The sequence below is a fragment of the Allobosea sp. 05T438 genome (genome assembly GCF_056396025.1).
This window is the reverse complement of record NZ_JBFTKQ010000008.1, coordinates 130,141-155,068: the sequence shown is the minus strand read 5'-3', so window position 1 is coordinate 155,068 and position 24,928 is coordinate 130,141. Positions and strand designations below refer to the sequence as shown.

At 68.1% G+C, this 24,928-nt stretch carries 24 protein-coding genes and 1 riboswitch; of the genes, 19 read left to right on the top strand and 5 right to left on the bottom strand.

Annotated elements, in window-relative coordinates:
- Window positions 1–22: 22 nt before the first annotated feature.
- A complete protein-coding gene (locus AC1DIN_RS17710) occupies window positions 23–1,681 on the bottom strand; it encodes an ABC transporter substrate-binding protein (RefSeq protein WP_476810739.1) in 1,659 nt (552 codons plus the stop codon).
- A 38-nt stretch (window positions 1,682–1,719) separates the two neighbouring features.
- Window positions 1,720–3,069 (bottom strand): LLM class flavin-dependent oxidoreductase, encoded by a 1,350-nt coding sequence (locus AC1DIN_RS17705; RefSeq protein WP_476810738.1) that lies wholly within the window; start codon window positions 3,067–3,069, stop codon window positions 1,720–1,722.
- Window positions 3,070–3,474: 405 nt separating this feature from the next.
- Here AC1DIN_RS17705 and AC1DIN_RS17700 point away from each other — a divergent pair, with 405 nt between their 5' ends.
- From AC1DIN_RS17700 to AC1DIN_RS17680, 5 genes are all read left to right on the top strand, one after another.
- Entirely contained in the window at window positions 3,475–4,449 is a 975-nt protein-coding gene (locus AC1DIN_RS17700; protein ID WP_476810737.1) for an ABC transporter permease, read from the top strand.
- Entirely contained in the window at window positions 4,449–5,357 is a 909-nt protein-coding gene (locus AC1DIN_RS17695) for an ABC transporter permease (RefSeq protein WP_476810736.1), read from the top strand. Before AC1DIN_RS17700 ends, AC1DIN_RS17695 begins: the two co-directional genes overlap by 1 nt.
- Window positions 5,350–6,243, top strand: coding sequence for a sulfurtransferase (locus AC1DIN_RS17690; protein WP_476810735.1), 894 nt, complete (start codon window positions 5,350–5,352; stop codon window positions 6,241–6,243). The genes AC1DIN_RS17695 and AC1DIN_RS17690 overlap by 8 nt, the downstream gene beginning before the upstream one ends.
- Before the next feature lie 9 nt (window positions 6,244–6,252).
- Window positions 6,253–7,278 carry a Gfo/Idh/MocA family oxidoreductase gene (locus tag AC1DIN_RS17685; RefSeq protein ID WP_476810788.1) on the top strand — a complete coding sequence of 342 codons (1,026 nt, stop codon included), beginning with the start codon at window positions 6,253–6,255 and terminating at the stop codon, window positions 7,276–7,278.
- A gap of 345 nt (window positions 7,279–7,623) precedes the next feature.
- Window positions 7,624–8,796: an aminodeoxychorismate synthase component I gene (locus AC1DIN_RS17680; protein ID WP_476810734.1), complete on the top strand. Its 1,173-nt coding sequence runs from the start codon at window positions 7,624–7,626 to the stop codon at window positions 8,794–8,796.
- 142 nt (window positions 8,797–8,938) lie between these two features.
- Here the strand turns inward: AC1DIN_RS17680 and cobO are convergent, their stop codons facing one another.
- Both cobO and cobU read right to left on the bottom strand, forming a co-directional pair.
- The gene (gene cobO / locus AC1DIN_RS17675; protein ID WP_476810733.1) at window positions 8,939–9,547 is read right to left on the bottom strand and encodes a cob(I)yrinic acid a,c-diamide adenosyltransferase; all 609 of its coding nucleotides are present in this window, start codon (window positions 9,545–9,547) and stop codon (window positions 8,939–8,941) included.
- Window positions 9,547–10,065 carry a bifunctional adenosylcobinamide kinase/adenosylcobinamide-phosphate guanylyltransferase gene (gene cobU / locus AC1DIN_RS17670; protein WP_476810732.1) on the bottom strand — a complete coding sequence of 173 codons (519 nt, stop codon included), beginning with the start codon at window positions 10,063–10,065 and terminating at the stop codon, window positions 9,547–9,549. The genes cobO and cobU overlap by 1 nt, the downstream gene beginning before the upstream one ends.
- 112 nt (window positions 10,066–10,177) lie before the next feature.
- Window positions 10,178–10,377, top strand: a riboswitch (cobalamin riboswitch).
- Window positions 10,378–10,413: 36 nt separating this feature from the next.
- Between cobU and AC1DIN_RS17665 the strand changes: the two genes are divergently transcribed.
- Genes AC1DIN_RS17665 through cobJ form a run of 9 tightly spaced genes read left to right on the top strand, consistent with a single transcriptional unit; the run spans window position 10,414 to window position 19,882 of the window.
- Window positions 10,414–10,590 carry a CbtB domain-containing protein gene (locus AC1DIN_RS17665; RefSeq protein WP_441472816.1) on the top strand — a complete coding sequence of 59 codons (177 nt, stop codon included), beginning with the start codon at window positions 10,414–10,416 and terminating at the stop codon, window positions 10,588–10,590.
- Window positions 10,591–10,602: 12 nt separating this feature from the next.
- A complete protein-coding gene (locus tag AC1DIN_RS17660; RefSeq protein ID WP_476810731.1) occupies window positions 10,603–11,343 on the top strand; it encodes a CbtA family protein in 741 nt (246 codons plus the stop codon).
- Between the two features lie 8 nt (window positions 11,344–11,351).
- Window positions 11,352–11,741: a DUF1636 family protein gene (locus AC1DIN_RS17655; RefSeq protein ID WP_476810730.1), complete on the top strand. Its 390-nt coding sequence runs from the start codon at window positions 11,352–11,354 to the stop codon at window positions 11,739–11,741.
- Between the two features lie 4 nt (window positions 11,742–11,745).
- Window positions 11,746–12,801, top strand: coding sequence for a cobalamin biosynthesis protein CobW (cobW, locus tag AC1DIN_RS17650; protein ID WP_476810729.1), 1,056 nt, complete (start codon window positions 11,746–11,748; stop codon window positions 12,799–12,801).
- A 9-nt stretch (window positions 12,802–12,810) separates the two neighbouring features.
- Complete coding sequence (cobN, locus tag AC1DIN_RS17645) at window positions 12,811–16,353, top strand: cobaltochelatase subunit CobN (RefSeq protein WP_476810728.1); 3,543 nt, start codon at window positions 12,811–12,813, stop codon at window positions 16,351–16,353.
- Window positions 16,350–17,720 (top strand): hypothetical protein, encoded by a 1,371-nt coding sequence (locus AC1DIN_RS17640; protein WP_476810727.1) that lies wholly within the window; start codon window positions 16,350–16,352, stop codon window positions 17,718–17,720. Before cobN ends, AC1DIN_RS17640 begins: the two co-directional genes overlap by 4 nt.
- Complete coding sequence (locus AC1DIN_RS17635; protein WP_441472810.1) at window positions 17,717–18,349, top strand: precorrin-8X methylmutase; 633 nt, start codon at window positions 17,717–17,719, stop codon at window positions 18,347–18,349. The genes AC1DIN_RS17640 and AC1DIN_RS17635 overlap by 4 nt, the downstream gene beginning before the upstream one ends.
- Window positions 18,350–18,353: 4 nt before the next feature.
- Complete coding sequence (locus AC1DIN_RS17630; protein WP_476810726.1) at window positions 18,354–19,094, top strand: precorrin-2 C(20)-methyltransferase; 741 nt, start codon at window positions 18,354–18,356, stop codon at window positions 19,092–19,094.
- Entirely contained in the window at window positions 19,091–19,882 is a 792-nt protein-coding gene (gene cobJ / locus AC1DIN_RS17625) for a precorrin-3B C(17)-methyltransferase (RefSeq protein ID WP_476810725.1), read from the top strand. Before AC1DIN_RS17630 ends, cobJ begins: the two co-directional genes overlap by 4 nt.
- Here cobJ and AC1DIN_RS17620 read toward each other — a convergent pair.
- Window positions 19,825–20,589 carry a cobalt-precorrin-6A reductase gene (locus AC1DIN_RS17620; RefSeq protein ID WP_441472807.1) on the bottom strand — a complete coding sequence of 255 codons (765 nt, stop codon included), beginning with the start codon at window positions 20,587–20,589 and terminating at the stop codon, window positions 19,825–19,827. The genes cobJ and AC1DIN_RS17620 overlap by 58 nt on opposite strands.
- On the opposite strand from AC1DIN_RS17620, the gene cbiE reads away from it, so the two are divergent.
- Genes cbiE through bluB form a run of 5 tightly spaced genes read left to right on the top strand, consistent with a single transcriptional unit; the run spans window position 20,588 to window position 24,921 of the window.
- On the top strand, window positions 20,588–21,838 hold the full coding sequence (gene cbiE / locus AC1DIN_RS17615) for a precorrin-6y C5,15-methyltransferase (decarboxylating) subunit CbiE (RefSeq protein ID WP_441472806.1): 1,251 nt from the start codon (window positions 20,588–20,590) through the stop codon (window positions 21,836–21,838). The two genes, AC1DIN_RS17620 and cbiE, sit on opposite strands and share 2 nt — an antisense overlap.
- A complete protein-coding gene (locus AC1DIN_RS17610) occupies window positions 21,835–22,227 on the top strand; it encodes a cobalamin biosynthesis protein (RefSeq protein ID WP_441472805.1) in 393 nt (130 codons plus the stop codon). Before cbiE ends, AC1DIN_RS17610 begins: the two co-directional genes overlap by 4 nt.
- The gene (cobM, locus tag AC1DIN_RS17605) at window positions 22,224–22,988 is read left to right on the top strand and encodes a precorrin-4 C(11)-methyltransferase (protein WP_476810724.1); all 765 of its coding nucleotides are present in this window, start codon (window positions 22,224–22,226) and stop codon (window positions 22,986–22,988) included. The genes AC1DIN_RS17610 and cobM overlap by 4 nt, the downstream gene beginning before the upstream one ends.
- Window positions 22,985–24,313, top strand: a complete 1,329-nt coding sequence (locus AC1DIN_RS17600; RefSeq protein WP_476810723.1) for a cobyrinate a,c-diamide synthase — start codon at window positions 22,985–22,987, stop codon at window positions 24,311–24,313. The genes cobM and AC1DIN_RS17600 overlap by 4 nt, the downstream gene beginning before the upstream one ends.
- Entirely contained in the window at window positions 24,310–24,921 is a 612-nt protein-coding gene (bluB, locus tag AC1DIN_RS17595) for a 5,6-dimethylbenzimidazole synthase (protein ID WP_476810722.1), read from the top strand. Before AC1DIN_RS17600 ends, bluB begins: the two co-directional genes overlap by 4 nt.
- The last annotated feature ends 7 nt before the right edge of the window (window positions 24,922–24,928 follow it).

Here is a 24,928-nt window from a genome sequence, read left to right as displayed (position 1 = left end):
AGGCGGCCGTCACCCGGGAGCATCAGCCTGCTTTCTGCAGGTAGGCTTCCGAGAAGCTGTAGGTCGCCCCGGCGGCGTCGATGGTGTGGTTCTTCAGCCGGCGGTTCGCGACCGTGTAGGTAATCGCCTCGGTGAGATTCACGGCCGGAAGATCGTGATGAACGATCTCCTGGAACCTGAGATAGTGCTGCCGGCGCTTCTCAAAATCGTTCTCGCCGGCCGCAGCCTCCAGCAGCGCGTCGACCTCTGGATTCGCGTAGTGGGAGGGGTTCGAGAACTGCAGGCCGATCTTGAACGCCTTCGACCAGTAGATGCGGTGCACGCCGTCGAGCGGGTCGTAGCCGTTCTGCAACGCCTCGACGTCGATGTCGAAGGCCCGGTCCGTGTAGACCTTGTTGGCGAAGGTCGCGTAGTCGTAGGTCTGCACTTCCGCAGCGATGCCGACGGCGCGCAACTGGCCGCGTACCTGGTCGGCGACGCGCTTCAGCGTGTCCAGCCAAGGCGCCCAGAGGATGCGGATCGGGAAGCGGCCTCCCTGCTTCTCGGGAAAGCCGGCCTCGTCCAGCAGTTTGCGCGCCAGCGCCGGATCGTACTTGTAGAACGCGATCTTCGGATTGTTGAATTCGCCGCCAGGCACGATCGCGGCCGGCGAGAGACGGGCTTGTCCGTTCCAGGCGACCTCGCGGATCGCAACCGGGTCGAGTGCATGCGCGATCGCCAACCGCACCTGCCGGTTCTGGAGGATCGGGTTGTCCAGGTTGAAGAAGATCTGGCTCTGCTGCGCGGCGCGTGCGTAGCCCCGGTCTTCGAATTCCAGCGTCGGAATGGCCTTCAGGCGCTCGATATCCGCCGCCGGGACGGGGTTGCCATTGCCGACATCGATTTCTCCCGTCTCGAAACCGGCGACGCGCGCCGCGGGGTCCGGAATGATGCGGACAACGATCCGGTCGACATACGGCCGGCCTTTTTGACGGTAGTCCGGATTGCGCTCCAGCAGGACGTGGCTGCCCTTCACCCACTCCTTGAACACGAAGGGACCGGTGCCGACCGGTTTCTGATTGGCCGGGTTGGTGACGAAGTCCTTACCCTCGTAGAGATGGCGGGCGAAGATCGGCGCGGAGGTCGCGTCGAGCGCGCCGAGCAGATACGGAGCCGGCTTCGACAGGACGAGCGTGACCGTCAGGTCGTCGGGCGTCTCGATCTCGCTGATGTTGGCGAAGGTGGCGCGACGGCGCGGATGCAGCTCCTTGAGCGTCTTGATTGAATAGGCGACGTCGGAGGAGCTGAAGGGCTTGCCGTCATGCCACTTCACAGTCTCATGGAGCTTGAACGTATAGCGCAGGCCGTCCGGAGAGATCTCCCAGGATTTGGCCAGGGCAGGGATCGGCTTGAGGTCGAAATCGAAGCCGATCAGCCCCTCGAAGATCTTGTTCGTGATGGCCTCGGTCCCGCTGCGGTCGATGTTGGACAGCATTGTCGGGTCGTTGCGCCCATAGCTGAAGGTGACGGTCCCGCCGAAGCGCTCCTTCTCGGGAAGTTCGGCCTTGCCCTGGGCGAGCGCGATCTCGGGCAGCAGCACGCCCATGACGCCGAGAGTTCCCAGCCCAGCGACGACCGCGCGACGTGAAGGCGCGCCCTTGCCACGACCGCCGGCAAAAGAAGAAGCATCATTGTTCGACATGGTGTCGATCTCCGTCATGAAATGTCGGTGGAATGGGGTCAGCCGACGCTCGCGGCGATGGGCGCGACGGGGTCGATCGCACGGTGGGCCGAATGGGAAAGGCCCAGCCGCTCGCGCACCGTTCCCTCGCCGTATTCGCGCCGGAAGATGCCCTTGTCGCGCAGGAGCGGCACCACGGTGTCGACGAAGTCCTCGAGGCCCGATGGCAACACGTCCGGCATGATGTTGAAGCCGCCGATGACGCCCGCACGAAACCATTCTTCCATGCGGCCTGCGATCTGCTCGGGGGTCCCGATCGCGATGGGGCTCAGCGTGCCGCCGCCCTGCACGCGGATCAGGTCGCGCACGGTGAGGCGGCCGCGCTGCGCGGTCTGCGTGGCGACGTTGAAGAAGGTCTGGTTGCCGTTGACCGGCAGCTTCAACCCGTCCGGCAGCGGTGCGTCGAGATCGAGTTTCGAGGGGTCGATCCCGAGCTGATCGGCGACCCGACCAAGTCCGTATTCGAGCGGAACCAGCTCCCAGAGATCGCGCTCGCGCCGGCGTGCCTCCTCCTCGGTGCTGCCGATGATCGTCACCAGACCGGGGCAGATGACGACATCGTCGGGCTGACGTCCGTAATGAAGCAGCCGCTCCCGAACCTTGCGCGCATACACGGCAGCATCCTCAAGCGTATGCGAGACGGAATAGACGACATCGGCGAAGCGGGCTGCGAGGTCGATTCCGTCCGGCGAGCCGCCTGCCTGGACGAGGAGGGGCCAGCCCTGCGGTGATCGCGGCAGGTTGAGGGGGCCGCGCACCGAGAAATGCTTGCCCTTGTGGTCGATCGGATGGACGCGCGACAGGTCGACGAAGCGCGCCGTTTCCTTGTCGCCCACCAGAGCACCCGGCTCCCAGCTGTCCCACAGCGCGGCGACGATCTGCGTGAACTCGCGCGCCTTGCCGTAGCGGTCGGCATGCGCCGCGACCTCGGACAGGCCGAAATTCGATGAGGCCTCGGCTTTCGACGTCGTGACGATGTTCCAGCCGGCGCGGCCTCTGCTGATGTGATCGAGCGATGCGATGCGCCGAGCGACGTTGTAGGGCTCGTTATAGGATGTCGAGAGCGTGGCGATCAGCCCGATATGCTGGGTTGCCGCGGCGATCGCGGCGAGCGCGATCGTTGGCTCCAGCGCGTAGCTCGGCCGGTATTGCGGTCGATCGATCAGCGCAGGGACATCTGCCAAAAAAATCGAGTCGAAGGTTCCCCGCTCCGCGGTCCGGGCACCCCTGATATAGAAATCGATGTCGTAGAAATCCGTCGGCTTCGCCTCTGGCGTCCGCCAGGCCGAACTGTAGGTGCCGGAGTGGATGAAATGGACGTTAAGGGCAAGCGATGGGCGGGGTGGCATACCAAGTCTCTGGAAAATGTATAATCTACCTCATAGATATATAATTAGCCGCGGACAATGACCGGCCGCCGCGCGGACTTTCCCGCGAACTCGGATTGTCACCAGCTGCGATAGCCGCAACGCGGCGCGGCAAATCCAAAATCAGGCAACCGTGAGAGCTAATTATGTAATTGACATATAAATGATAATCAAAATTCGACCGTGACTGACTTATGAGAGGCGCTCGACCGCGCTCGCCGCATCAGACAGCACGAAAGCGCCGTGAGTTTCCGAACAACAGACGTGAATCCTCTCGATGGATAAAAGAAAGGAAAAGAATTCTAGTTCGTCGATGCTCTTTTGGCGCTAAGCCATAGGCGGGCCGCCGGAGCAAGCCGCGTCCTTTATTCCGAACAGGAAGCCGAGATGAGAGTAGCCGGCGTTTTCGGACGCGCATTGATCAGGGCGGTCCCGACGATGCTGGGGATCGTCGTCCTGTCATTCTTCCTGCTGAAATTGGTTCCCGGCGATCTCGTGGACGTGCTGACTGCGGAGAGCGGTGCCGCGACCGAGGAGGGCGTGGCGCTCTGGAGGCGGCAATTCGGCCTCGATCTCCCGCTCCTCGCGCAATTCCTAGTCTATCTCGGCAATCTCGCGCAGTTCAGCCTCGGTACATCGCCGCGCTTCGGGGTTCCCGTTTCGGAGCTCATTCTCGAACGCCTGCCCGGCACCCTCGCGCTCATGGGAGTGTCGCTCGCCATCGCTGTCGGTCTCGGCGTCGTGCTGGGTTCGGCAATGGCTGCCCGCCGCGGCAGCTGGCCTGATCGTGTCCTGTCGGTGATCTCGATCTTCTTCTACTCCGTGCCGAGCTTCTGGATCGGCCTGATGATGATCGTGCTGTTCTCGGTGAAGCTGGGCTGGCTCCCGTCCGGGGGGGATCGAACCATCGCCTCCGGCCTCTCCGGCGTGAGCCTCGCCCTCGACCGCGTGAAGTACATGATGATGCCGTGCCTCTCGCTGTCGCTGTTCTATGTCGCGATCTACGCCCGGCTCATGCGGGCCTCGATGCTCGATGTGGCGAGACAGGACTATCTGCGCACAGCACAGGCCAAGGGCGTTCCGCAGCGGACCGTCCTGTTCACCCATGCCCTGCGGAACGCGCTGCTGCCGGTGACGACCGTCGCAGGCGTTCACTTCGGTGGAATCCTCGGCGGAGCCGTCGTGGTCGAGACGATCTATGCATGGCCCGGCCTGGGCCGCCTCGCCTTCGAATCCGTCATGGCGCGGGACTTCAACGTGATGCTGGGCATCCTCGTGCTGTCCTCGGTTCTCGTGACCTTCGCCAACGTCCTGGCCGACGTGACGCAAGCCTGGCTCGATCCGCGTGTGGAGATCGGCTGATGGCGTTCGTCGAAACCACGTCGCCGGGTGGAACCGCATCGTCCGATGGGCTGGCCGTGCTCGCCAGCGAGCGCAGGCGCTCGGTTTTCTGGGTGCTGACGGCCAATCCGCTCTGCGTCGCCGGCCTCGCCATTCTGTCTGCCTCGCTGCTCCTGGCTGTCTTCGCCGGTTTGCTTGCCCCCGGCGATCCCCTCGCGCCAGTTGGGCGGCCGCTTCAATGGCCCGGCCAGCACCGGGATTTCCCGCTTGGGACGGACTCGATGGGGCGGGATATGCTGGCCGGCCTGCTGTACGGCGCGCGCGTCTCGCTGCTGGTCGGATTTTCCGCGACGGTGATCGGCACCGGCGTCGGTGTGCTCGTCGGGGCTCTTTCGGGATATTTCGGAGGCTGGATCGACAGCCTGCTCACGCGGCTGACCGAGATCTTTCAGACGATCCCCAATTTCATCCTGCTCGTCGTGATGATCTCGATCATCGGCCCGTCGGTCGCGACGATCATCGTGGCGATCGGCCTGGTGAGCTGGACGACGATCGCACGGCTCGTGCGCGCCGAGTTCCGGTCCATCAAGGCCCGGGAATATGTGATCGCGGCCAAGGCGGTGGGCGTCCGCGACACATGGATCATCCTGCGCCACATCCTCCCGAACGCGCTTTCGCCGATCATCCTGACTGCCTCGATCATGGTTGCGTCCGCTATCCTGTCGGAGAGCGCCTTGTCCTTCATGGGCCTGGGGGACCCGAATGCGGTGAGCTGGGGATCGATGATCGGCGAGGGGCGGCAGTATCTCCGCTCCGCCTGGTATGTCTCGGCTCTGCCCGGGCTCTGCATCGTGCTGACCGTGCTTTCGCTCAACCTGATCGGCGACGGCCTCAGCGAGGCGCTCGATCCGCGGCTGTCGCATGATTGAGACTTGGACCAGTACCCGGGAACAAGGCTCACTCTCGCCGCTCGTCGATGGCGAATGGCTGGCCGGGCGGCTCGGCGACGCCTCCCTGCTCATCTTCGACTGCACGACGAGCATCGTGCCCGATGAGAGGACGATCTATCGGAGCGTCCCCGAACGCGCGCGCTTCGAGGTGGGCCATATCCCGGGGGCGCAATTCATCGACGTCCAGGCCGATATCTCGGACTCGGCGAGCCGCTGGCGGTTCATGCTGCCCGCGCGGCACGCGTTCCAGGCGGCGATGCGGCGGTTCGGCCTGAGGCAGGACAGCCGCGTCGTGCTCTACAGCACCGGCGATCCCTGGTGGGCGACGCGGGTGTGGTGGATGCTGCGCGTCTTCGGCTTCGACGGCGCGCATGTGCTCGACGGGGGCTGGGATGGCTGGCTGCAGGCTGGTCGTCCGGTCGAGAGCGGCCCTGCGCGCCCGCGTGCCGGCGGTGACTTCCGGGCGGCGCATCGTCCCGAACTCGTGGCCACCCGGGATGACGTGCTCAGCGCGATTCATGACGACCACGGCGCATCTGTCGTCAACGCTCGGCTGCCGAGCCAATTTGCMGGAATTGACGGCAACAGTTATGGCCGCGCGGGGCGTATCGCGCGGAGCGTGAACATTCCCGCCGCCTCCCTGTTCACCTCCCAGCCGCGTCGCCTTCTCGAAGAACAGGCGCTGCGCGAGCGATTTTCGCAGCTCCCGGCCGAACGGCCCGTGATCCTCTATTGCGGCCACGGCATCGCCGCCAGCGCCGACGCATTCGCTCTCGCGCTGATCGGCCGCCGCGACGTGCGCCTCTACGACGCCTCGCTCTCGGAGTGGGCGGGCGAGAACGATCTGCCGATGGAAACCGGCTGACGCCACTCAATCTTACAGGAACGGAATATGCTCAGGATCGGCCTCATCGGAGCGGGCAGGATCGGCTCGGTCCATGCGAAGCATCTTGCCTCGGTCCGCCAGGCAACAATCGTCGCGGTTTTCGATCCGCTGGCGGATCGGGCCCAGCGGATCGCGGACGAGCACGGCGCACGGATCGCTCGGGATTGGCGTGACATCGTCGAAGCGGACGACATCGACGCAGTTGTCATCGCGTCGTCGACGGAGACGCATCCGGTCGTGCTGCGCCATGCCGCACAGACGCAGAAGGCTGTCTATTGCGAGAAGCCGCTCGCGAGCAGCCTGTCCGAGGCTCATTCCCTTCACCGCGATCTGTCCGGGCAGAGCTCACGGGTGATGCTTGGCTTCAACCGCCGCTTCGACCGCAACCACGCCAGTGTCGCCGCCGATGTCGCAGCCGGAGCGATTGGTCGTGTCCAGACCGTGCAGATGACGTCGAGAGGTCCGAACGCGATTCCGCCGGCAAGCTATCTGAAGGTCTCGGGCAACCTCTTCTACGACAAGATGGTGCATTTCTTCGACCTCGCGCGATGGTTGACCCGCGAGGAGGCGATCGAAGTCTCGGCGCTGGGTTCGGTGATCGCCGATCCGGTCTTTGCCGAGTTCGGTGACGTCGATACGGCGCTCGTGACCCTGCGGATGGAAAGCGGCGCGCTGTGCCTGATCGATAATGCCCGGCGTGCCGTCTACGGCTACGACGACCGCATCGAGGTGTTCGGAACGGGGGGACTGCTGGAATCGTCGCGCATCACTGATGGCAGCGTGATGCGGATATTCGATGACAAGGTGCTGACCGAGGGACTGCCGAAGGACCCGATGCTCCGGATGGCGCCGAGCTACGCGGCCTCGATCGCGGCCTTCGTCGAGTTCGCGCTTGGTGAGAGATCCGCGGTTCCGGGCATCGAGGACGGCTTCCGCTCGCTCGTCCTCGCGGAAGCGGCAACCCGCTCTCTTGCAGAGCGGCGAAACGTGACGTTCAACGAGATACTGGGCTGACCTTCCTGCGGTAGCGCCTCTGGAACTATGCCGGTGACGGCGCCGCCCGTAGCTGCCAGGGCGGCGACCAGACTGTCATCTGCGACTCCGTCCATGTCGACGAACAGCAGAACCCCGCGCTGAAGCCACGCGTCGTCACCTTCGACCAGGGCGACGACAGCCGCGATCGCCTGAGCCGTTCGGTCGATAGCGATGCGCTGGGCCGGCACGGCTTCTCGATCCTGGCCCCGGCGGATATGGCATTGGTTATTCCTGCACCCGTCTCTCCGGGGTAGCAGATTTCGATGTTGGAAGCTGGATGCGGGCAGGCGAAGGTGCGCAATTGCCCGATTGCGAGAGGCTGGATTGAGCGCCCCTGATCGGAATTTCGATGCTCCGCTCGTCCTGATCGAGGACGGGCGATCGGGCGACACCCTCTCGTTCACGCGATGCCACCGCGTTCTCGAAGCGCGGACATTCGCTGACGTCCCGGCCGTGCTGGCGGCCATGCTCGACGCCCAGAACGCCGGGTACCATCTGGCGGGATATGCCGCATACGAGCTGGGTTACATCTTCGAGCCACGGCTTGCCGCGCGGGCGCCCGAGCTGAAGGGGCCGCTCCTCCATTTCGGAGTCTTTGACGAGCCTGATCGCTTTGACTGGGGCGCGGTGCGCGGCGCCGGGAGCCTCCGACATTTGTCACCGGTATGGACGCTTGACGACTACGAAGCCCGCTTCAGGAGCGTGATCGCCTACATCCGGTCAGGGGACGTCTATCAAGTGAACCTGACATTTCCCATGCTCGGGACGTGGTCCGGTGATCCGGTTGCGCTGTTTGCGGCGCTGCGCTCTCGTCAGCCTGCGCCTTACGGAGCGCTCGTCGCGCTCGGTGGGGACACCATTGTGTCCTTGTCGCCCGAGCTCTTCTTCGAAGCCCGGGGCTCGTCGATACGCGCCCGCCCCATGAAAGGAACCGCGCCGCGGCATGCCTCACCGGCTGATGATCTGCGCGCAGCGAGCGAACTGCAATCGAGCGAGAAGAACCGGGCCGAGAACCTGATGATCGTCGATCTGCTGCGGAACGATCTAAGCAGGATCTCCGAAGTCGGGTCGGTCGGAGTGACGGACCTATTCACCATCGAGCGCTATCCCACCCTGTTTCAGATGACGTCCGGGATCGAAGCGCAGCTCCGGCAGGATATCCGATTTCCGGATTTGCTCCGCGCTCTCTTCCCCTGCGGTTCGGTGACGGGTGCGCCCAAGATCCGGGCAATGCAGGTGATCCATGAGCTCGAAGAGCATCCGCGAGGCGTCTATTGCGGCAGTATCGGCATGTTCTCGCCGCAGGGAGAGGCGCGGCTCAGCGTCGCGATCCGGACGCTGACCCTGAGCGCCTCGGGCACAGCGACCTACAACACGGGCTCAGGGCTGGTTTTCGATTCCGAAGCCCAAAGTGAGTACGCGGAGTGCCTGCTGAAGGCGGCGTTCCTCGATGATGGCAGCACCTCGTCGCTGCAGCGGTCATCTGAACAGCACTAGCACCGAGGACGGGCTGCGGCTGCGCGCGCCCGTGCCGTTGCAAGCCAGGCTTTCGAGGTCCGAAGCCTTGCATGGCAGCCCGCCCACAAAACGGGACAGGACCAGTCCCGTGCACCGGGATCGTTTCGGTCCATTACCTAGGCTAGAACTCGATGCCTTCCTGTGCCTTCACGCCGGCGGCGAAATGGTGCTTCACCAGCGCCATCTCGGTGACGAGGTCGGCAGCCTCGATCAGCTCCGGCTTGGCGTTGCGGCCGGTGACGACGACGTGGAGATCGGGCCGGCGGGCCTTGAGCACCCCCACCACCTCGGCGAGCGGCAGGTAGTCGTAGCGCAGGGCGATGTTGAGCTCGTCGAGCACGAGCAGCCGGATCTCAGGATCGGCCATCAGCTCCCCAGCCTTGGCGAAGGCGCGCTCGGCGGCGGCGATGTCGCGCGCCTTGTTCTGCGTCTCCCAGGTGAAGCCCTCGCCCATGCTGTGCCAGCGGACCTGATCGCCGAAGGCCTCGAGCGCCTTGCGCTCGCCGGTCGACCAGGCGCCCTTGATGAACTGCACCACGCCGATGCGCCAGCCATGGCCGAGTGCGCGCAGGATCAGCCCGAAGGCTGCCGTCGACTTGCCCTTGCCGGGGCCGGTGTTGACGATGAGCAGCCCCTTCTCGACCGTCTTGGAGGCGACCTCGGCGTCCTGCACCGCCTTGCGCTTCTCCATCTTCGCCTTGTGGCGGGCGGCGTCTTCGGTGTCCGTCATCATTTCACCTGCATCGGCAATCCGGCAACCATGAAGACCACGCGGCCGGCGCGCGCGGCAAGCGCCTGGTGCAATCGCCCGGCCTCGTCGCGGAAGCGGCGGGCGAGCGCATTATCCGGCACGATGCCGAGGCCGACCTCGTTGCCGACCAGCACGAGCGGGCCAAAAACCCGCTCGCAGGTGGAGATGAGAGCCGTCGTGGCAGCGACGGTGTCGCGCTCGGCCAGGATGAGGTTGGTCAGCCAGAGCGTCAGGCAATCGACGAGAACCGGCCGACCGGCCGGCATCGCGGCGATCGCCTCGGGAAGGTCGAGCGGAGCATCGACCGTTTCCCAGCCGGACGGCCTGCGCGCCCGGTGGGTGGCGATCCGCTCCCGCATCTCGTCGTCATAGGCCTGAGCGGTGGCAATATAGGCCCAGGGCGCGGGCAGCGTTTCGACCAGCCCTTCGGCATAGCGGCTCTTGCCCGAGCGGGCGCCGCCCAGGACGAGGGTGAGATGACGCATTTCCGTGGGCATAACATTCGCCATGTTCACGAGCCCCATCGCGCGAAGCGCCGCTAAACGGCTCTCCGAGATGAAGGTTCGCAAGGAGTAGAGCCTCTGCATTGCACAGCCGCCCGACGAAGGCTAATGATCGTCGCTGACGGTGCCTCCGCGAGGAGGTGAAAAGGGAACGCGGTGCGGGCTTGCTCTGCCCAATGCCGCGGCTGCCCCCGCAACTGTAAGCGGATGTCCTTCGCCATCGGCCACTGGAGCGTTCACTCCGGGAAGGCGGCACAGGGCGCCAAATCCGTGAGCCAGGAGACCTGCCGTCGACCCGCAAAGATCCAACCGGCTGCCGGCGGGGCGGCCACGGAGAGCCTTATGAACACTGCTTCGGTTTCCACTACCCAGCTCAGCGTCTCGGAACGCGTCAAGGCGGTCGCCGCCGCGCTCGTGATCGGCGTCGCGCTGATCTACACGACCGGCTTCGCGGCCTCGACCGACGTCCACAACGCCGCGCACGACACCCGTCACGGCCTCGCCTTTCCCTGCCACTGAGGGAAAGCAACCATGGTTACGCGTGTTCTCACGGTCAGCATTCTGGCCGGGCTTCTGGCTGGGCTGATCGTCGCCGCCCTCCAGCATGTCACCACCACCCCGCTGATCCTCAAGGCCGAGACCTATGAGGCGGCGCTCGCGCTGAAGGCGCCGACGCTCGCCGCTTTCGACGGCGAGGCGAAACTCATCCTCGCGCACGGCCCCGCCGGCGATGCGCCCGGCCACGAGCATGCCGAGTGGAAGCCGCAGGACGGCCTCCAGCGCACGCTCTTCACCAGCGCGGTGACGATCGCGACGGCCATCGGCTTCGCGGCGCTGCTGCTCGCGGGCATGATCGCGGCCGGCGACACGATCGACCAGCGCAGCGCCCTGGTCTGGGGAGCCTGCGGCTTCCTCGCGCTCGGTCTCGCACCGGCGATGGGGCTCGCTCCGGAATTGCCGGGCGCGGCGTCCGCAGCGCTGGAACAGAGGCAGTTCTGGTGGCTCACGACCGCTATCGCGACGGCGCTCGGCCTCTTCCTGTTCCTGCGCTTCGAACAACCCTGGCTCAAGCTCCTGGCCGCCGTCGTGATTCTGCTGCCGCATGTCATCGGCGCCCCGCATCCGGCCTCGCCGGAGAGCAAGGTGCCGGCCGAGGTCGCGGCTCATTTCGCGGCCCTCTCCCTCGGCATCCAGGCCGCACTCTGGCTCGCGACCGCCTTCATGGTCGGCGTGCTCTGGCCCTGGGCGAGCCGCCGGGCCGCTGAAGCCTGAGGCGAGCCATGTCCGAGGGCGACCTTACGATCCATGTCTGCACGGCCTGCCGCCGCGCCCGCGCCGATCTGCCGGAGGGTTACGACCAGCCGGGACTGGCGCTCGCGGAACGCCTCGCCGCGCAGCTTAAAGCCAAGGGCAGCACGATCCCCGTGCTGCCCGTCGAGTGCCTCTGCGTCTGCAAGCGGCCCTGCACCATCGCGCTCTGCGCCGACGGCAAATGGACCTATCTGATCGGCGACCTCGACACGCAAACCCATCTCGACGAGATCGTCGGCGCGGCGGAGGCCTATGCCGCCAGCGCCAACGGCATCGTTCCCTGGAAAGAGCGGCCGCAGTCCTTCCGCAAGGGCGTGGTCGCGCGCGTGCCGCCTTTGCCGGCGCGCCAGCAAGGATGACATCATGAACGCTCCGCAGACCGCAAATCTCGGCAAGACGCCGTGCACGATCATCACCGGCTTCCTCGGCGCCGGTAAGACGACGCTGGTGCGCCACCTCCTCGAGAACGCTGAGGGCAAGAAGCTCGCCGTGCTCGTCAACGAGTTCGGCGACCTCGGCTTCGACGGCGAATTCCTGAAAGGCTGCGGCATCGCCATCTGCAGCGACGAGGACGTGGTCGAGCTGCCGAACGGCTGCATCTGCTGCACCGTCGCCGACGATTTCGTGCCGGCGCTGGAGAAGCTCCTGAACCGGCCGAACCCGCCCGAGCACATCCTGATCGAGACCTCCGGCCTCGCCCTGCCGAAGCCGCTGGTGCAGGCCTTCAACTGGCCAGCGATCCGTGCCCGAGTCACCGTCGACGGCGTCATCGCCGTGGTCGACGGCCCGGCCGTGGCCGAGGGCCTGTTCGCCGATGATCCCGAGGCGCTCGCCGCGCAGAAGGCGGCCGACGCGTCCGTCGATCACGACAACCCGCTGGAAGAGGTGTTCGAGGACCAGATCCTCTGTGCCGACCTGATCCTGCTGAACAAGAGCGACCTCGTCGACGAGGCCGGCCGGGCGCGGGTCAAGGCCGAGATCGCCGCGCACCTGCCCAAGGCGATCAAGATCGTCGAGACAGCCCATGGCAAGGTCGAGCCGGCGCTGATCGTCGGCCTCGGCGCCGCCGCTGAGAACGACCTCGCCGCCCGCCCCTCGCATCACGGCGAGGGCGAGCACGATCACGACCATGACGATTTCGACTCCGTCGCGGTGCCGCTACCGGCCGGTTTGTCGCCCGAGGAGCTCACGGCGCGCGTCGCCAGGGCTGCCGAGGCCGAGGGCGTGCTGCGTCTCAAGGGCTTCACCGCCGTGCCGGGCAAGCCGATGCGGCTTGTCGTACAAGGCGTCGGCCGGCGCGTCGGCCATCATTTCGACCGGCCGTGGGCGGCAGCTGAGCCGCGCGAGGGGCGCCTCACAGTGATCGGCCTCAAGGGCTTCGATCTGAAGGCCGTGGAAGCGGCCCTCGCGGGGGCGTAACATCAACCGATGCACCTGCTCCCGACCAGCGAGATCAGGCTCGACGACGGCGAGGACGCTGTCGATCTCGCCCTGTCGCCGGGAGATGTGCTCGTCCTGTCCTTCACCGACAGCGACCTTTCGGCGCTGGCGGTGGCGGCACGTACTTATGTGGAGCCGTTGTCGTCATGGTCGGGCTTGCCCCGACCATCCACGTCTTCGCTGCTCGAAGACCATGTCCAAGACGTGGATGCTCGCCACAAGGGCGAGCATGACGGGCAGAGCCTCACTGTCCGCCTCGCTCCGCTCCGGCGGCTGAAACACCCGCTCTCGGTCGATTTCCTGATCGAGAAGACGGCGGCGCAATGCCGCTTCCTGTTGGTGCGCTGCCTCGGCGGGCTCGACTACTGGCGCTACGGCATCGAGCAACTCGGCATCGCCTGCCGCGCGCGCGGCATTCCGCTCGCGATCCTGCCCGGTGACGAGCGCGACGATCCAAGATTGGGCGAGCATGCGACCGTGCCGCCCGGGTTCGCCGCCGAGCTGCTGGCCTATTTCCAGGCCGGCGGCGGCGCGGAGAACATGCGGCGGCTGCTGCGGCGGATCGACGACTATCTGGAGGGGCCTCGCGACGCTGCCGATCGCGCTCCGCTTCCGTTGCCGCCATTCTTCGCACTGGGCGGAGGCGGTATGCCTCTGCCTTGGCGGGACGCACTCGCCGCCCTGCCGGCAAACATCCCGCTGGTCCCGATCCTGCTCTATCGCTCCAGCGTCGCGGCGGGCGATACGGCCATGGGCGAGGCACTGACGGCCACCCTCACCTCACGTGGCCTCGCGGCGCTGCCACTCGCGTTTACCAGCCTGAAGGACCCGGCCGTCACGGCGGAACTCGCGGCGCTGATCGCGACGCGCAAACCCGCGCTGATCCTCACCACCACCGCCTTCTCGGCACGCGAGAGCGCGGATTTCGTGCTCGACGCCGCCGATTGCCCGATCCTGCAGGCCATGCCCGTCGGCAGCCCCCGCGAGGCCTGGGAGGCTTCGCCGCGCGGCCTTTCGGCTGCTGATCTCGCCATGCAGGTGGCACTGCCGGAATTCGACGGACGCATCGGCGCCATCCCGGTGGCCTTCAAGGCGGAAGCGAGCGACCCGGCGACCGGGCTCAGCATCCGCCGGCTCGTGCCCGACCGCGACGGCATCTCTGCGCTTGCCGATTTGACGGAGGGCTGGATCGCGCTGGCCCGGAAACCCGCGGCCAAGCGAAAGCTGGCGCTGGTGATGTCGGACTACCCCGCGCGCGGCGGCCGGGCCGGCTTCGCCGTCGGGCTCGACACGCCGGCGAGCGTGCTGGCGATCCGGGAACTGCTTGCGGGGGTGGGATACCCCGTCGATCTCCCCTCCCCGGTCATCCCGGGCGACCGGAGGGAGACCCGGGATCCATGCCTGAGCGTCTCCGATGAAGGTTCAGGCATGGATCCCGGATCCGTGCCGCTGACGCGGCTTGTCCGGGATGACGGCTGGTGGGGAGACGAAGGCGCAGGCCTCATGGCCGCACTGACTGTCGGGCCAACCAATCTCTCCATGCCGCTCGCAGCCTATCGCGACTGGCTCGCCACCATTCCCGCCGCAGCCCGCGAGTCCCTTCTTGCCAGCCACGGTGCGCCCGAAGCCGATCGCACCTGCAGCGAGGGCGCCTTCCGCTTCCGCACCGTGCGCTATGGCCGGCTCACCGTGGCCCTGCAGCCTCCACGCGATGCCACGCCCGACCGCAAGGCACGCTACCACGACCCCGACGCCCCACCCGGCCATGGCTATCTCGCCTTCTATCTGGCGCTGCGGAAGAGCGAAGCCGTCGATGCGCTGATCCATCTGGGCACGCACGGCACCATGGAATGGCTGCCGGGCAAGGCGGTGGCGCTCTCGGCCGGCTGCTGGCCGCGCCTCGCGGCCGGCGCGCTGCCGGTGATCTACCCCTATGTCGTCGACGATCCCGGCGAGGCGGCGCCGGCCAAGCGGCGGCTCTCGGCGGTGACGCTCGGCCATCTGCCGCCTCCCTTGGCCGAAGCGGATGCCGCCGGCGAGACTGCTTTGCTGCGCGACCTCGTCGAGGAGTTCTCGCAGGCGCAGGTGCTCGATCCGCGCCGCGCCGACATCGTCGCTGCCGAAATCCGCTCGCGCGCCGAGACGAGCGGGCTCGCCGCCTCCTGCGGCGTCGCTGCCGATACCGAGATGAACGAGGCGCTGACGCGGCTCGACGCCCATCTCTGCGATATCGCCGAACTGCCTTTCCGCGACGGGCTGCATATCTTCGGCCGGTCTGCGATCGACCCCGCTTCCGCCCGCAACGAACGCGAGAACCTGCTCGCCGCTCTCGATGGCCGGTTCGTCCCGCCCGGCCCCGCAGGCTCGCCGCATCGCGGCCGACCCGACGTATTGCCGACCGGGCGCAACCTCTCGACGCTCGATCCCCGCGCAATCCCGACGCGCGCTGCCGCCAGGCTCGGGAAGCTCGCGGCACAGGCGGTGGTATCGCGGCACCTGCAGGAACACGGCGACTATCCCAGACGGATCGTGATGGACCTCTGGGCCTCCCCCACCCTGCGCTCGGGCGGCGAGGATATCGCCCATGCACTCGCGCTGATGGGCGTCGAACCGCTCTGGGACAATGCCTCCACCCGTGTCACGGGCTTTACGATCATCCCGCAGCCAAAGCTCACCTATCCGCGGCTCGACGTTACCGAGCGCATCTCCGGCACCTTCCGCGACACGTTTCCCGGCCAGGTCGCGTTGATCGACCAGGCGGCACGGGCGGTCGCGGCGCTGGACGAGCCGGACGAGTGGAACGAGCCCGCCGCCGCCCGTCGCCGCGGCGAGCATGGCGCGCGCATTTTCGGTGCAGCGCCCGGCCGCTATGGCGCCGCTATGGCCGACCGGGCGCTGGACGGCGACTGGACGCGGCGCGACGAGTTGGGCGCAGCCTATCTCGCCGCTTCCGACCACGCCTACAGCGGGCCGGAAGGTACGGGCACGGCCGATGCCGGCTTTGCCGACCGCATCCGCACTTCCCATGCCTTCATCCATGTCAGCGACACGGCCGGGCGCGACATTCTCGAAGCAACCAGCGCCGCCGATGTGATCGGCGGACTCGCGGCAGCAGCGAAGGCGCTCGGCGCCGATCCCGCCCTCTACAGCCTCGACAGCTCGAATCCGGAAGCGCCGAAGGCGCGCACGCTGGCCGAGGACATCGCCCGCATCGTCCATGGCCGGCTGGCGCATCCGCGCTGGATCGCCTCCCAGCTCGCCCATGGCTGGCGCGGCGCGGCGGAACTGGCGGAAGCGGTCGATACGCTCTTCGTCTTCGCGGCGAGCACGGATGCGGTTGCCGACGGGCTGTTCGATGCCGTGTTCCAGGCTTATTGCGCCGACCCGCAGATCTGGGCGGCGCTGGAAGCCGCCAATGCCCCGGCCGCCGCCTCGATCCGTTCGCGGCTGGCGGAGGCCGCGCGGCGCGGGCTCTGGAGCAGCCGGCGCAATTCGGTCGGCGCCTTCCTGGCGCGGGAGGCGGCGGAATGAGCGCGCCGACCAAGGAAGCGCTGCGGCGCGGCTGGTGTCCGAGCACGCTGAAGCCGATGGAGACCGGCGATGGCTGGCTGGTGCGCCTGCATCCACCGGGCGCGAAGCTGACTCCAGCGCAATTGCGGAGGATCGCGGCCCTGGCCGCCGGGCATGGCAACGGGCTGATCGAAATCTCCGCCCGTGGCAATCTGCAGATTCGCGGCGTGACGGCCGAAAGCCATCCAGCTCTGGTCGAGCGCCTCCTGGCGGAGCGCCTCGTCGACGAACATGCCGGCGACGGGCCGCAACGGCTGACATTGATCTCGCCGCTCGCCGGCTTCAACGAGGCCGTCATGCTCGGGCCTGACCCGAACATCTCTTCGACGATATTCTCGGGTCGGCGCGGCGCGCCGCCCGAGAATGACGGGAAGGGCTTGCTCGACGCCGTGGCGTTGTCCGCGGCCGTCGAGGAGCGGGCGCGAAACATCCCTGGCCTGCCGGCCAAGCTCAGCGTCGTCGTCGACGATGGCGGGCCGCAGGCACTCGACAGCTTCCCCGGCGACATCCGGCTCGTCGGTATCGGCGCCGGGCGCGCCGCCTTGAGTCTTGCGGATCATCTCTGGCGGGGCCCTATCCCCGAAGCGGAGGCCGCCGCAGCGGTCGAAGCCGTCCTGCGCGGTTTCGCGATCCTACGCAGCGCTGATCCCGAGTGCATCCGCCGCCTGCGCGATCTGCCGCCCGAAGCGTTGGCCGAGCTGAGCCTGCTGCCCGAAATACCCGCCCCCGCGCCACGCCCTGCTCCTCGGCGCGCCGGGCTGTTCGCTCTGGGCGAGGACCGGCTCGCGGTGCTCATCGGCCTTCCCTTCGGCCGGTGCGACACAGCCATCCTCGACAAGCTCGGCGCCGGTATCGAGGCAAGCGCAGCCGACATCCGGCTCTCGCCATGGCGAGGGCTCGCCTTCCGCAATCTTCGCCGTGCCGAGGCCGACAAGCTGATGGCGCTGGCGAACGGCCTCGGCCTGATCACACGCGACGACGATCCGCGCCTTTCCGTGCAAGCCTGTGCCGGCAGCCCCGCCTGCTCCCGCGCCGAGGCCCCGACCATGGCGGACGCGGCCAGGCTCGCCGGGGCTGCCGCCGATCTGCTCACGCAGGGCGTGACGCTGCACGTTTCCGGCTGCGTCAAAGCCTGCGCTCACCCTGCGGAATCCGACCTCACGCTGGTCGGGCGCGAGGGGCGCTACGACGCCGTGTTCGGCGGCACGACGCGGGACAAGCCGGTCGCGACGCTTGACCTTTCGACGCTCCTGGCGCGATTGCAGCCCGGACAGGAGATTCACGCACAGCTGGCCAAGGCCGTGCGTTCAACAGGACCGCGCGGTTGAACAAGGCATACGATTATATTCAGGACGGGGCGGCGATCTATGAGCGCTCCTTCGCGATCATCCGCGCGGAAGCCGATCTCGCCCGCTTCAGCGGCGCGGCCGAGCGCGTCGTGGTGCGGATGATCCATGCCTGCGGCATGACCGACCTGCCTGATGACGTCGAGATGTCCGCCGGTTTCGCGGACGCCGCGCAGGCTGCGCTCAAGAGCGGCGCACCGATCCTCTGCGATGCCAAGATGGTCGCCAACGGCGTGACGCGCGCGCGCCTGCCGGCCGGCAACGAGGTCATCTGCACGCTCGACGACCCGCAGGTCCCAGCGCTCGCAACCGAGATGGGCACGACGCGTTCCGCCGCCGCGATGGAACTCTGGAAGCCCAGGCTCGCAGGCTCCGTCGTCGTCATCGGCAACGCCCCGACCTCGCTGTTCCGGCTGCTCGAAATGCTCGATGCCGGCGCGCCGAAGCCTGCCGCCGTGATCGGCATCCCCGTCGGCTTCGTCGGCGCGGCGGAATCGAAGGAAGCGCTGGCCCGAGACGGGCGCGTCCCCTGCGTCGTCGTACATGGGCGACGTGGCGGCTCAGCCATGGCGGCAGCCGCCGTCAATGCGCTGGCGCAGGACAAGGAATAAGCGGGTGAGCGGGACAACCAAGACCCTGCTCTACGGCGTCGGCCTCGGACCGGGCGCACCGGATCTGATGACGGTGCGCGCCCGCGAGATCATCCTGTCGGCGGACCGGCTGGTGCATTTCTGCAAGCGCGGTCGGCGCGGCAATGCCCGCAGCACCGCCGACGCCATCATCGCGCCCGATCCGGCCCGCGAGATCGAGCTCGCCTTCCCCGTCACGACCGAGGCCAATGTCGGCGAGCCCGACTATGACGGGCCGATCGCGGCCTTCTACGAGGAGGCTGCCGAACGTCTGGCGGCGGAGCTGCAGGCCGGGCGGACGCTCGCCGTGCTCTGCGACGGCGACCCGTTCTTCTACGGCTCCTTCATGCATCTGTGGCGGCGGCTCTCCCAGCGCTTCCCGACCGAAATCGTGCCCGGTGTGACCGGCATGACCGGCGCCTGGGGCGAAGCCGGCGCGCCGATCACCTGGGGCGACGATGTGATGACCGTGCTGCCCGGCACGCTGCCGGAGGCGGAGCTGGCACGGCGGCTGGCCGATACCGACGCCGCCGTGATCATGAAGCTCGGCCGCAACCTGCCGAAGGTGCGCCGCGCGCTGATGGCCGCCGGGCTTGAGGGCCGCGCGATCTATGTCGAGCGGGCGACGATGGCGCGGCAGGTGGTGGCGCGCCTCGCCGACAAGGCCGACGACGAGGCGCCCTATTTCGCGATGGTGCTGGTGCCCGGCGAGGGGCGGCGGCTGTGACGGGCTCGCTCACCATCGTCGGGCTCGGTCCCGGCACGGCGGAGTGGATCACTCCCGCCGCTCAGGCCGCGCTCGATGCCGCGAGCGACCTCGTGGGCTACGGCCCCTATGTCGACCGCATAGTTGATCGGGAAGGACGGACCAAGCACGCGTCGGACAACCGCGTCGAGGTCGAGCGAGCGGCGCACGCGCTGAGGCTGGCGGCCGAGGGGCGCAAGGTCGCAGTCGTCTCGGGCGGTGACCCCGGTGTGTTCGCCATGGCTGCGGCAGTATTCGAGGCGCTGGAAGCCGGGCCTTCGGAGTGGCTGGTCATCCCGATCACGGTCGAACCCGGCATCACCGCGATGCTGGCGGCTGCAGCACGGGCCGGCGCCCCGCTCGGCGGCGATTTCTGCGCGATCTCGCTCTCGGACAACCTCAAGCCGTGGGATGTCGTGACCACCCGCCTCGAAGCGGCCCTCGCCGCCGATTTCGTGATCTGCCTGTACAACCCGATCTCGAAAGCGCGGCCCTGGCAGCTCGGCGCGGCGCTGGAACTGGCGGCAACGCAGCGCGACGCGGCAACGCCCGTGCTCTTCGCCCGCGCCGTCGGGCGCCCGGATGAGAATTTGCGCGTGCTGACGCTGGCCGAGGCCGTCGCGGCCGCAGGCACGGCCGACATGGCGACGCTGGTGATGATCGGAGCTTCCAGCACGCGGCTGATCGCACGGGCGGGCGCGGCACCTTACGTCTATACGCCGCGTTCGGTGACGAAGAGCCCCTGTGTCACCAGCCAGGGCAGGACCTGATCGATATGATCGACGGTCTCGACATCGGGCTTAGGCGGCCGCTCCACCATGATCACCGGCAGGGAGAGCCGGCGCGCCGCCACGAGCTTGCCGATCGTCGCCGATCCGCCCGAGTTCTTGCTGACCAGGACCTCGACGCCCTCGCGGCGCATCAGGTCCTCCTCGTCGTCGGTGTCAAAGGGGCCGCGCTGCTGGATGACGTCGACATGCGGTACCGGCAGCCGATCGCCGATCGGCTCGATGGCGCGCACGAGATAGCGATGCTGCGGGGCATCAGCGAAAGCCGGCAGTTCGAGCCGGCCGACCGTGAGGAAGACGCGCCGCGGCTCATCGCCCAATGCCTGCACGGCGGCATCGATGTCCGGCACGGATTTCCAGCGATCGCCGTCGCGCGGCTTCCAGGAGTCGCGGCGAATGGCGAGCAGCGGCACGCCTTCGGCCTTGCAGGCATGCTCGGCGTTGAAGGGCATCACCGCGGCGAAGGGGTGGGTGGCGTCGACGACGGCGACGATGCCCTCATCGACCAGATAGCGCCTCAGGCCCTCGATGCCGCCGAATCCGCCGACGCGCACCGGCAGGTTGGTCGGGCGGGGATCGACGGTGCGGCCCGCCAGCGAGATAATGGCACGGATATCGGGAGCCTGATCAGCAAGAAGCTGATCGAGTGCTGCAGCTTCGCTCGTTCCGCCAAGGATGAGGACGGTCATGTCGACAGTTTTGCGTGAATCGGATGTTCTGTCGAGCGGCGAGGCGCCCGCGCCCTGGCTCTCGCTGATCGGCCTCGGCGAAGACGGTTCCGCCGGCCTCTGCCGCGACGCGCTGGTGGCACTGAACGAGGCCGAGATCGTCTTCGGCGGCGAGCGGCATATCGCGCTGGTCGGCTCGGTGCCGGGCGAGCTCAGGCCCTGGCCGCAGCCCTTCCGCAACGCGCTGCCGCAGATCCTCAAGGAGCGCGGCCGCAAGGTCTGCGTGCTCGCGACCAGCGACCCGTTCCATTACGGCATCGGCAACAGCCTGAGCCGCGCGATCCCCGCCGAGGAGATGCGGATCATCCCGCAGCTCTCGTCCTTCTCGATGGCCTGCACGCGGATGCGCTGGCCGCAGGAGGAATGCGCGCTGGTTTCGCTGCACGGCCGCACGCTCTACCGCATCGTCCCGCATCTCCAGCCCGATGCCCGAATCCTTGCCCTCTCCTGGGATGAGAGCACGCCGCGCGCCGTTGCGGAACTCATGACCGCACGCGGCCTCGGCGCGAGCCGCATCGTCGTGATGGAATCGCTCGGCGGGCCGCAGGAGCGCATCCGCGAGGCCCGCGCCGACGCCTTCGCCCTCGACGATGTCGTGCCGCTCAACCTGATCGCGGTCGAGGTTGCCGCGACACACGACTCGCGCATCCTGCCGCTGACGCCCGGGCTCGACGAGGAGTGGTTCGCCCATGACGGGCAGATCACCAAATCGGAGATCCGCGCCATCACCCTCTCGGCGCTGGCACCACGAGCCGGCGAGCTGCTCTGGGACGTCGGCGCCGGCTCCGGCTCGGTCGCCGTCGAATGGTGCCAGCGCCATGTCCGCAACCGGGCGATCGCGTTCGAGGCGCGGGCTGACCGGGCCGAGCGGATCGCGCGCAACAAGCTCGAACTCGGCGGGCTCGACGTAACTGTCGCTGGTGCAGCGCCCGAGGGCTTCGTCGGGCGCGAGGCGCCGGACGCCGTCTTCATCGGCGGAGGGCTGACCGAGGAGGGGCTGTTCGACGCCGCCTGGGCGGCTCTGAAGCCCGGCGGTCGCCTCGTCGCCAATGTCGTCACCATCGAGGGCGAGGCGAAGCTCGCGGCGCTCCACGCCGAACATGGCGGCTCGCTGCGCCGCATCTCGATCGACCGGCTCGCACCCGTCGGCGGCAAGCATGGCTGGCGCCCGGCGATGCCGGTGACGCAATGGCGGGTCGAGAAGCCTTGAGCGCCGGCCGCCTCGTCGCCGGCATCGGCATCCGGCCCGGCACCGAGGCCGCCGACATCCTCGCCTGCCTCGACGAGGCGCTGGCGATCGCGGGGCTCAGCGGCACCGCGACACCGCGCTTCGCCACGCTCGCGAGCCGAGCCGCGGAAGCCGGCATGGTCGCGGCCGCGGCCGACCGCACGGCCGAGCTCGTCGCCATCCCCGACGAGGCGCTGAAAGGCTTCGAGGCCGCCTGCGCGACGCGTTCGACCCGGATCGCCTCGCTCTACGGCGTCGGCTCGGTGGCGGAGGCTGCGGCGCTGGCCGGGGCGGGCCCGGGCGGCCAGCTGGTGCAGCCGCGGATTGCGACCGCGCGCGTCACCTGCGCGCTGGCCAGGAGCGTGTCGTGACCATCCATTTCATCGGCGCCGGCCCCGGCGCGCCCGATCTCATCACGCTGCGCGGGCGCGACCTCATCGCGGCCTGCCCGGTCTGCCTCTACGCGGGATCGCTGATCCCCAAGGTGATGCTCGACTGGTGTCCTCCGGGCGCCCGCATCGTCGACACCGCCCCGCTCGCTCTCGACGCGATCATCGCCGAGATGGAGGCTGCGCATCTCGCCGGGCAGGACGTGGCGCGGCTGCATTCCGGCGATCTCTCGATCTGGAGCGCCTGCGGCGAGCAGATGCGCCGGCTCGACCGGCTCGGCATTCCCTACACGGTGACGCCGGGCGTGCCGGCCTTCGCCGCCGCCGCCGCGGTGCTGAAGCGCGAGCTCACCCTGCCCGGCGTAGCCCAATCGCTGGTACTGACGCGCACTTCCGGCCGCGCCTCGGCCATGCCACCGAAGGAAAAGCTCGCGACATTCGCCGCCTCCGGCGCGACGCTCGCCATCCATCTCTCGATCCACGTCATCGAACAGGTCGTGGCGGAACTGACCCCGTTCTATGGTGCGGGCTGCCCGGCCGCGGTGGTGTTCCGCGCGACATGGCCGGACGAGGCGGTGCTGCAAGGGGCGCTCGCCGACATCGCGGGACAGGTCCGCGCCAGCGAACTCGAACGCACCGCGCTGATCCTGGTGGGGCCGGCGCTCGCGGCCGATGATTTCGGCGAAAGCGCGCTCTATTCGATCGACTACGACCGCCGCTTCCGGCCGCGGGGCGGCCTGTGAGCGCGCGCGGGCTGCTCATCGCCGCGCCGCGCTCCGGCTCGGGCAAGACCACGATCACGCTCGGGCTGCAGCGCGCGCTGACACGCCGCGGGCTGACCGTGCGCGGGTTGAAATGCGGGCCCGATTATATCGACCCCGCCTTCCATGCCGCCGCGACAGGGGCGCCGAGTGCCAATCTCGACAGCTACGCGATGTCGGACAGCCTGCTCGGGCAGATCGCGGGCGAGGCAATGCGGGCGGCCGACATCGTCATCGCCGAAGGCTCGATGGGGCTGTTCGACGCAGTGCCGGGACCGGCAGGCCATACCGGCGCCAGTGCCGACATCGCAGCGCTGACCGGGTGGCCGGTCGTGCTCGTCATCGACGTCTCCGGACAGGCGCAGTCGGCGGCGGCGGTCGCGCTCGGCTGCAAGGTCTACGATCCGCGCATCCGCGTCGCCGGCGTGATCCTCAACAAGGTCGCGAGCGCCCGCCATGAGCGGCTGGTGCGGCAGGGCATGGAGCGGATCGGCCTGCCCGTCCTCGGAGCGCTGCCGCGCGAGGCGAGCCTGATCCTGCCGGAGCGCCATCTCGGGCTGGTCCAGGCCGGCGAGACCGACGACCTGCATGCGCGGCTCGATTCATTGGCCGAGGCCGTCGCGGCTGCAGTCGATCTCGATGCGATTGTCGCAGCGGCCGGCGACGCCACTCTCACGGCCGCAGCCGATGGCAATGCCCCACCGCTGCCCGCACCGGGACGGCGGATCGCGATCGCCCGCGATGCCGCCTTCTCCTTCGTCTATCCGCATGTCGAAGCGGGGTGGCGCGCGGCGGGCGCCGAACTGGTGCCGTTCTCACCACTCAGGGACGAGGCGCCGCCGCAGGATTGCGACGCCTGCTGGCTGCCCGGAGGCTATCCCGAGCTCCATGCCGGCACCATCGCGGCGGCCGGCCGCTTCCTCGCTGGCTTGCGCAGCTTCGCCGGGACCCGGCCCGTGCATGGCGAGTGCGGGGGCTACATGGTTCTCGGGCGCAGCCTGACCGATGCCGACGGCGTCGCTCATGCCATGGCCGGGCTGCTCTCGGTCGAGACCTCCTTCGCCAGGCGCAAGATGAACCTCGGCTATCGCCGGGCCGTCCTGGAGGCGGGCGGACCGCTCGGGCCGGCGGGTTCAGCGCTGACCGGGCATGAGTTCCACTATGCCAGCATCGTCGCGCAGGGAGAGGACCCGCCCTTCGCGGTGGTGACCGATCCGCATGGCTCGGCGCCTGCCCCAGCCGGGAGCCGGCGCGGGCTGGTGACGGGGTCCTTCTTCCATGCCATCGCCACCGCAGGCCTGGCGTGAACGAGCCCCCCGTCTTCGACGAGGCCTTCGCCCGGCAGTTCGAGGAGCTGCTGCGCTGGCGGCGCGATGTCCGGCGGTTCCGGCGCGATCCCGTCCCGGCCGATCTCATCGCACGTCTCATCGCCCAGACGCAGCTCTCGCCCTCCGTCGGGCATTCGCAACCCTGGCGCTGGCTCGCCGTCGAGGAGCCGGCTCAGCGCGAAGCCGCGCAGGCCAGCTTCAGCCGCTGCAATGTCGAGGCGCTGGCGTCCTATGAGGGCGAGCGCGCCGCGCTCTATGCGCGCCTCAAACTCGAAGGCTTGCGCGAGGCTCCGGTGCAGCTCGCCGTGTTCTGCGACCACGGCACCGAGCGCGGCCATGGCCTCGGCCGACGGACCATGCCGGAGATGCTCGACTACTCGGTCGTCGCGGCCATCACGCAGTTCTGGCTGGCGGCGCGCGTTCATGGTCTCGGCGTCGGCTGGGTCTCGATCCTCGAGCCCGCCGAGATCACGGCGGCTCTCGGCGCATCACCCGACTGGAAGCTGATCGCCTATCTCTGCGTGGGCTGGCCGGAACAGGATTGCGACGTGCCGGATCTGGTCAGGGCCGGCTGGGAACAGGGCTGAGGGCTCA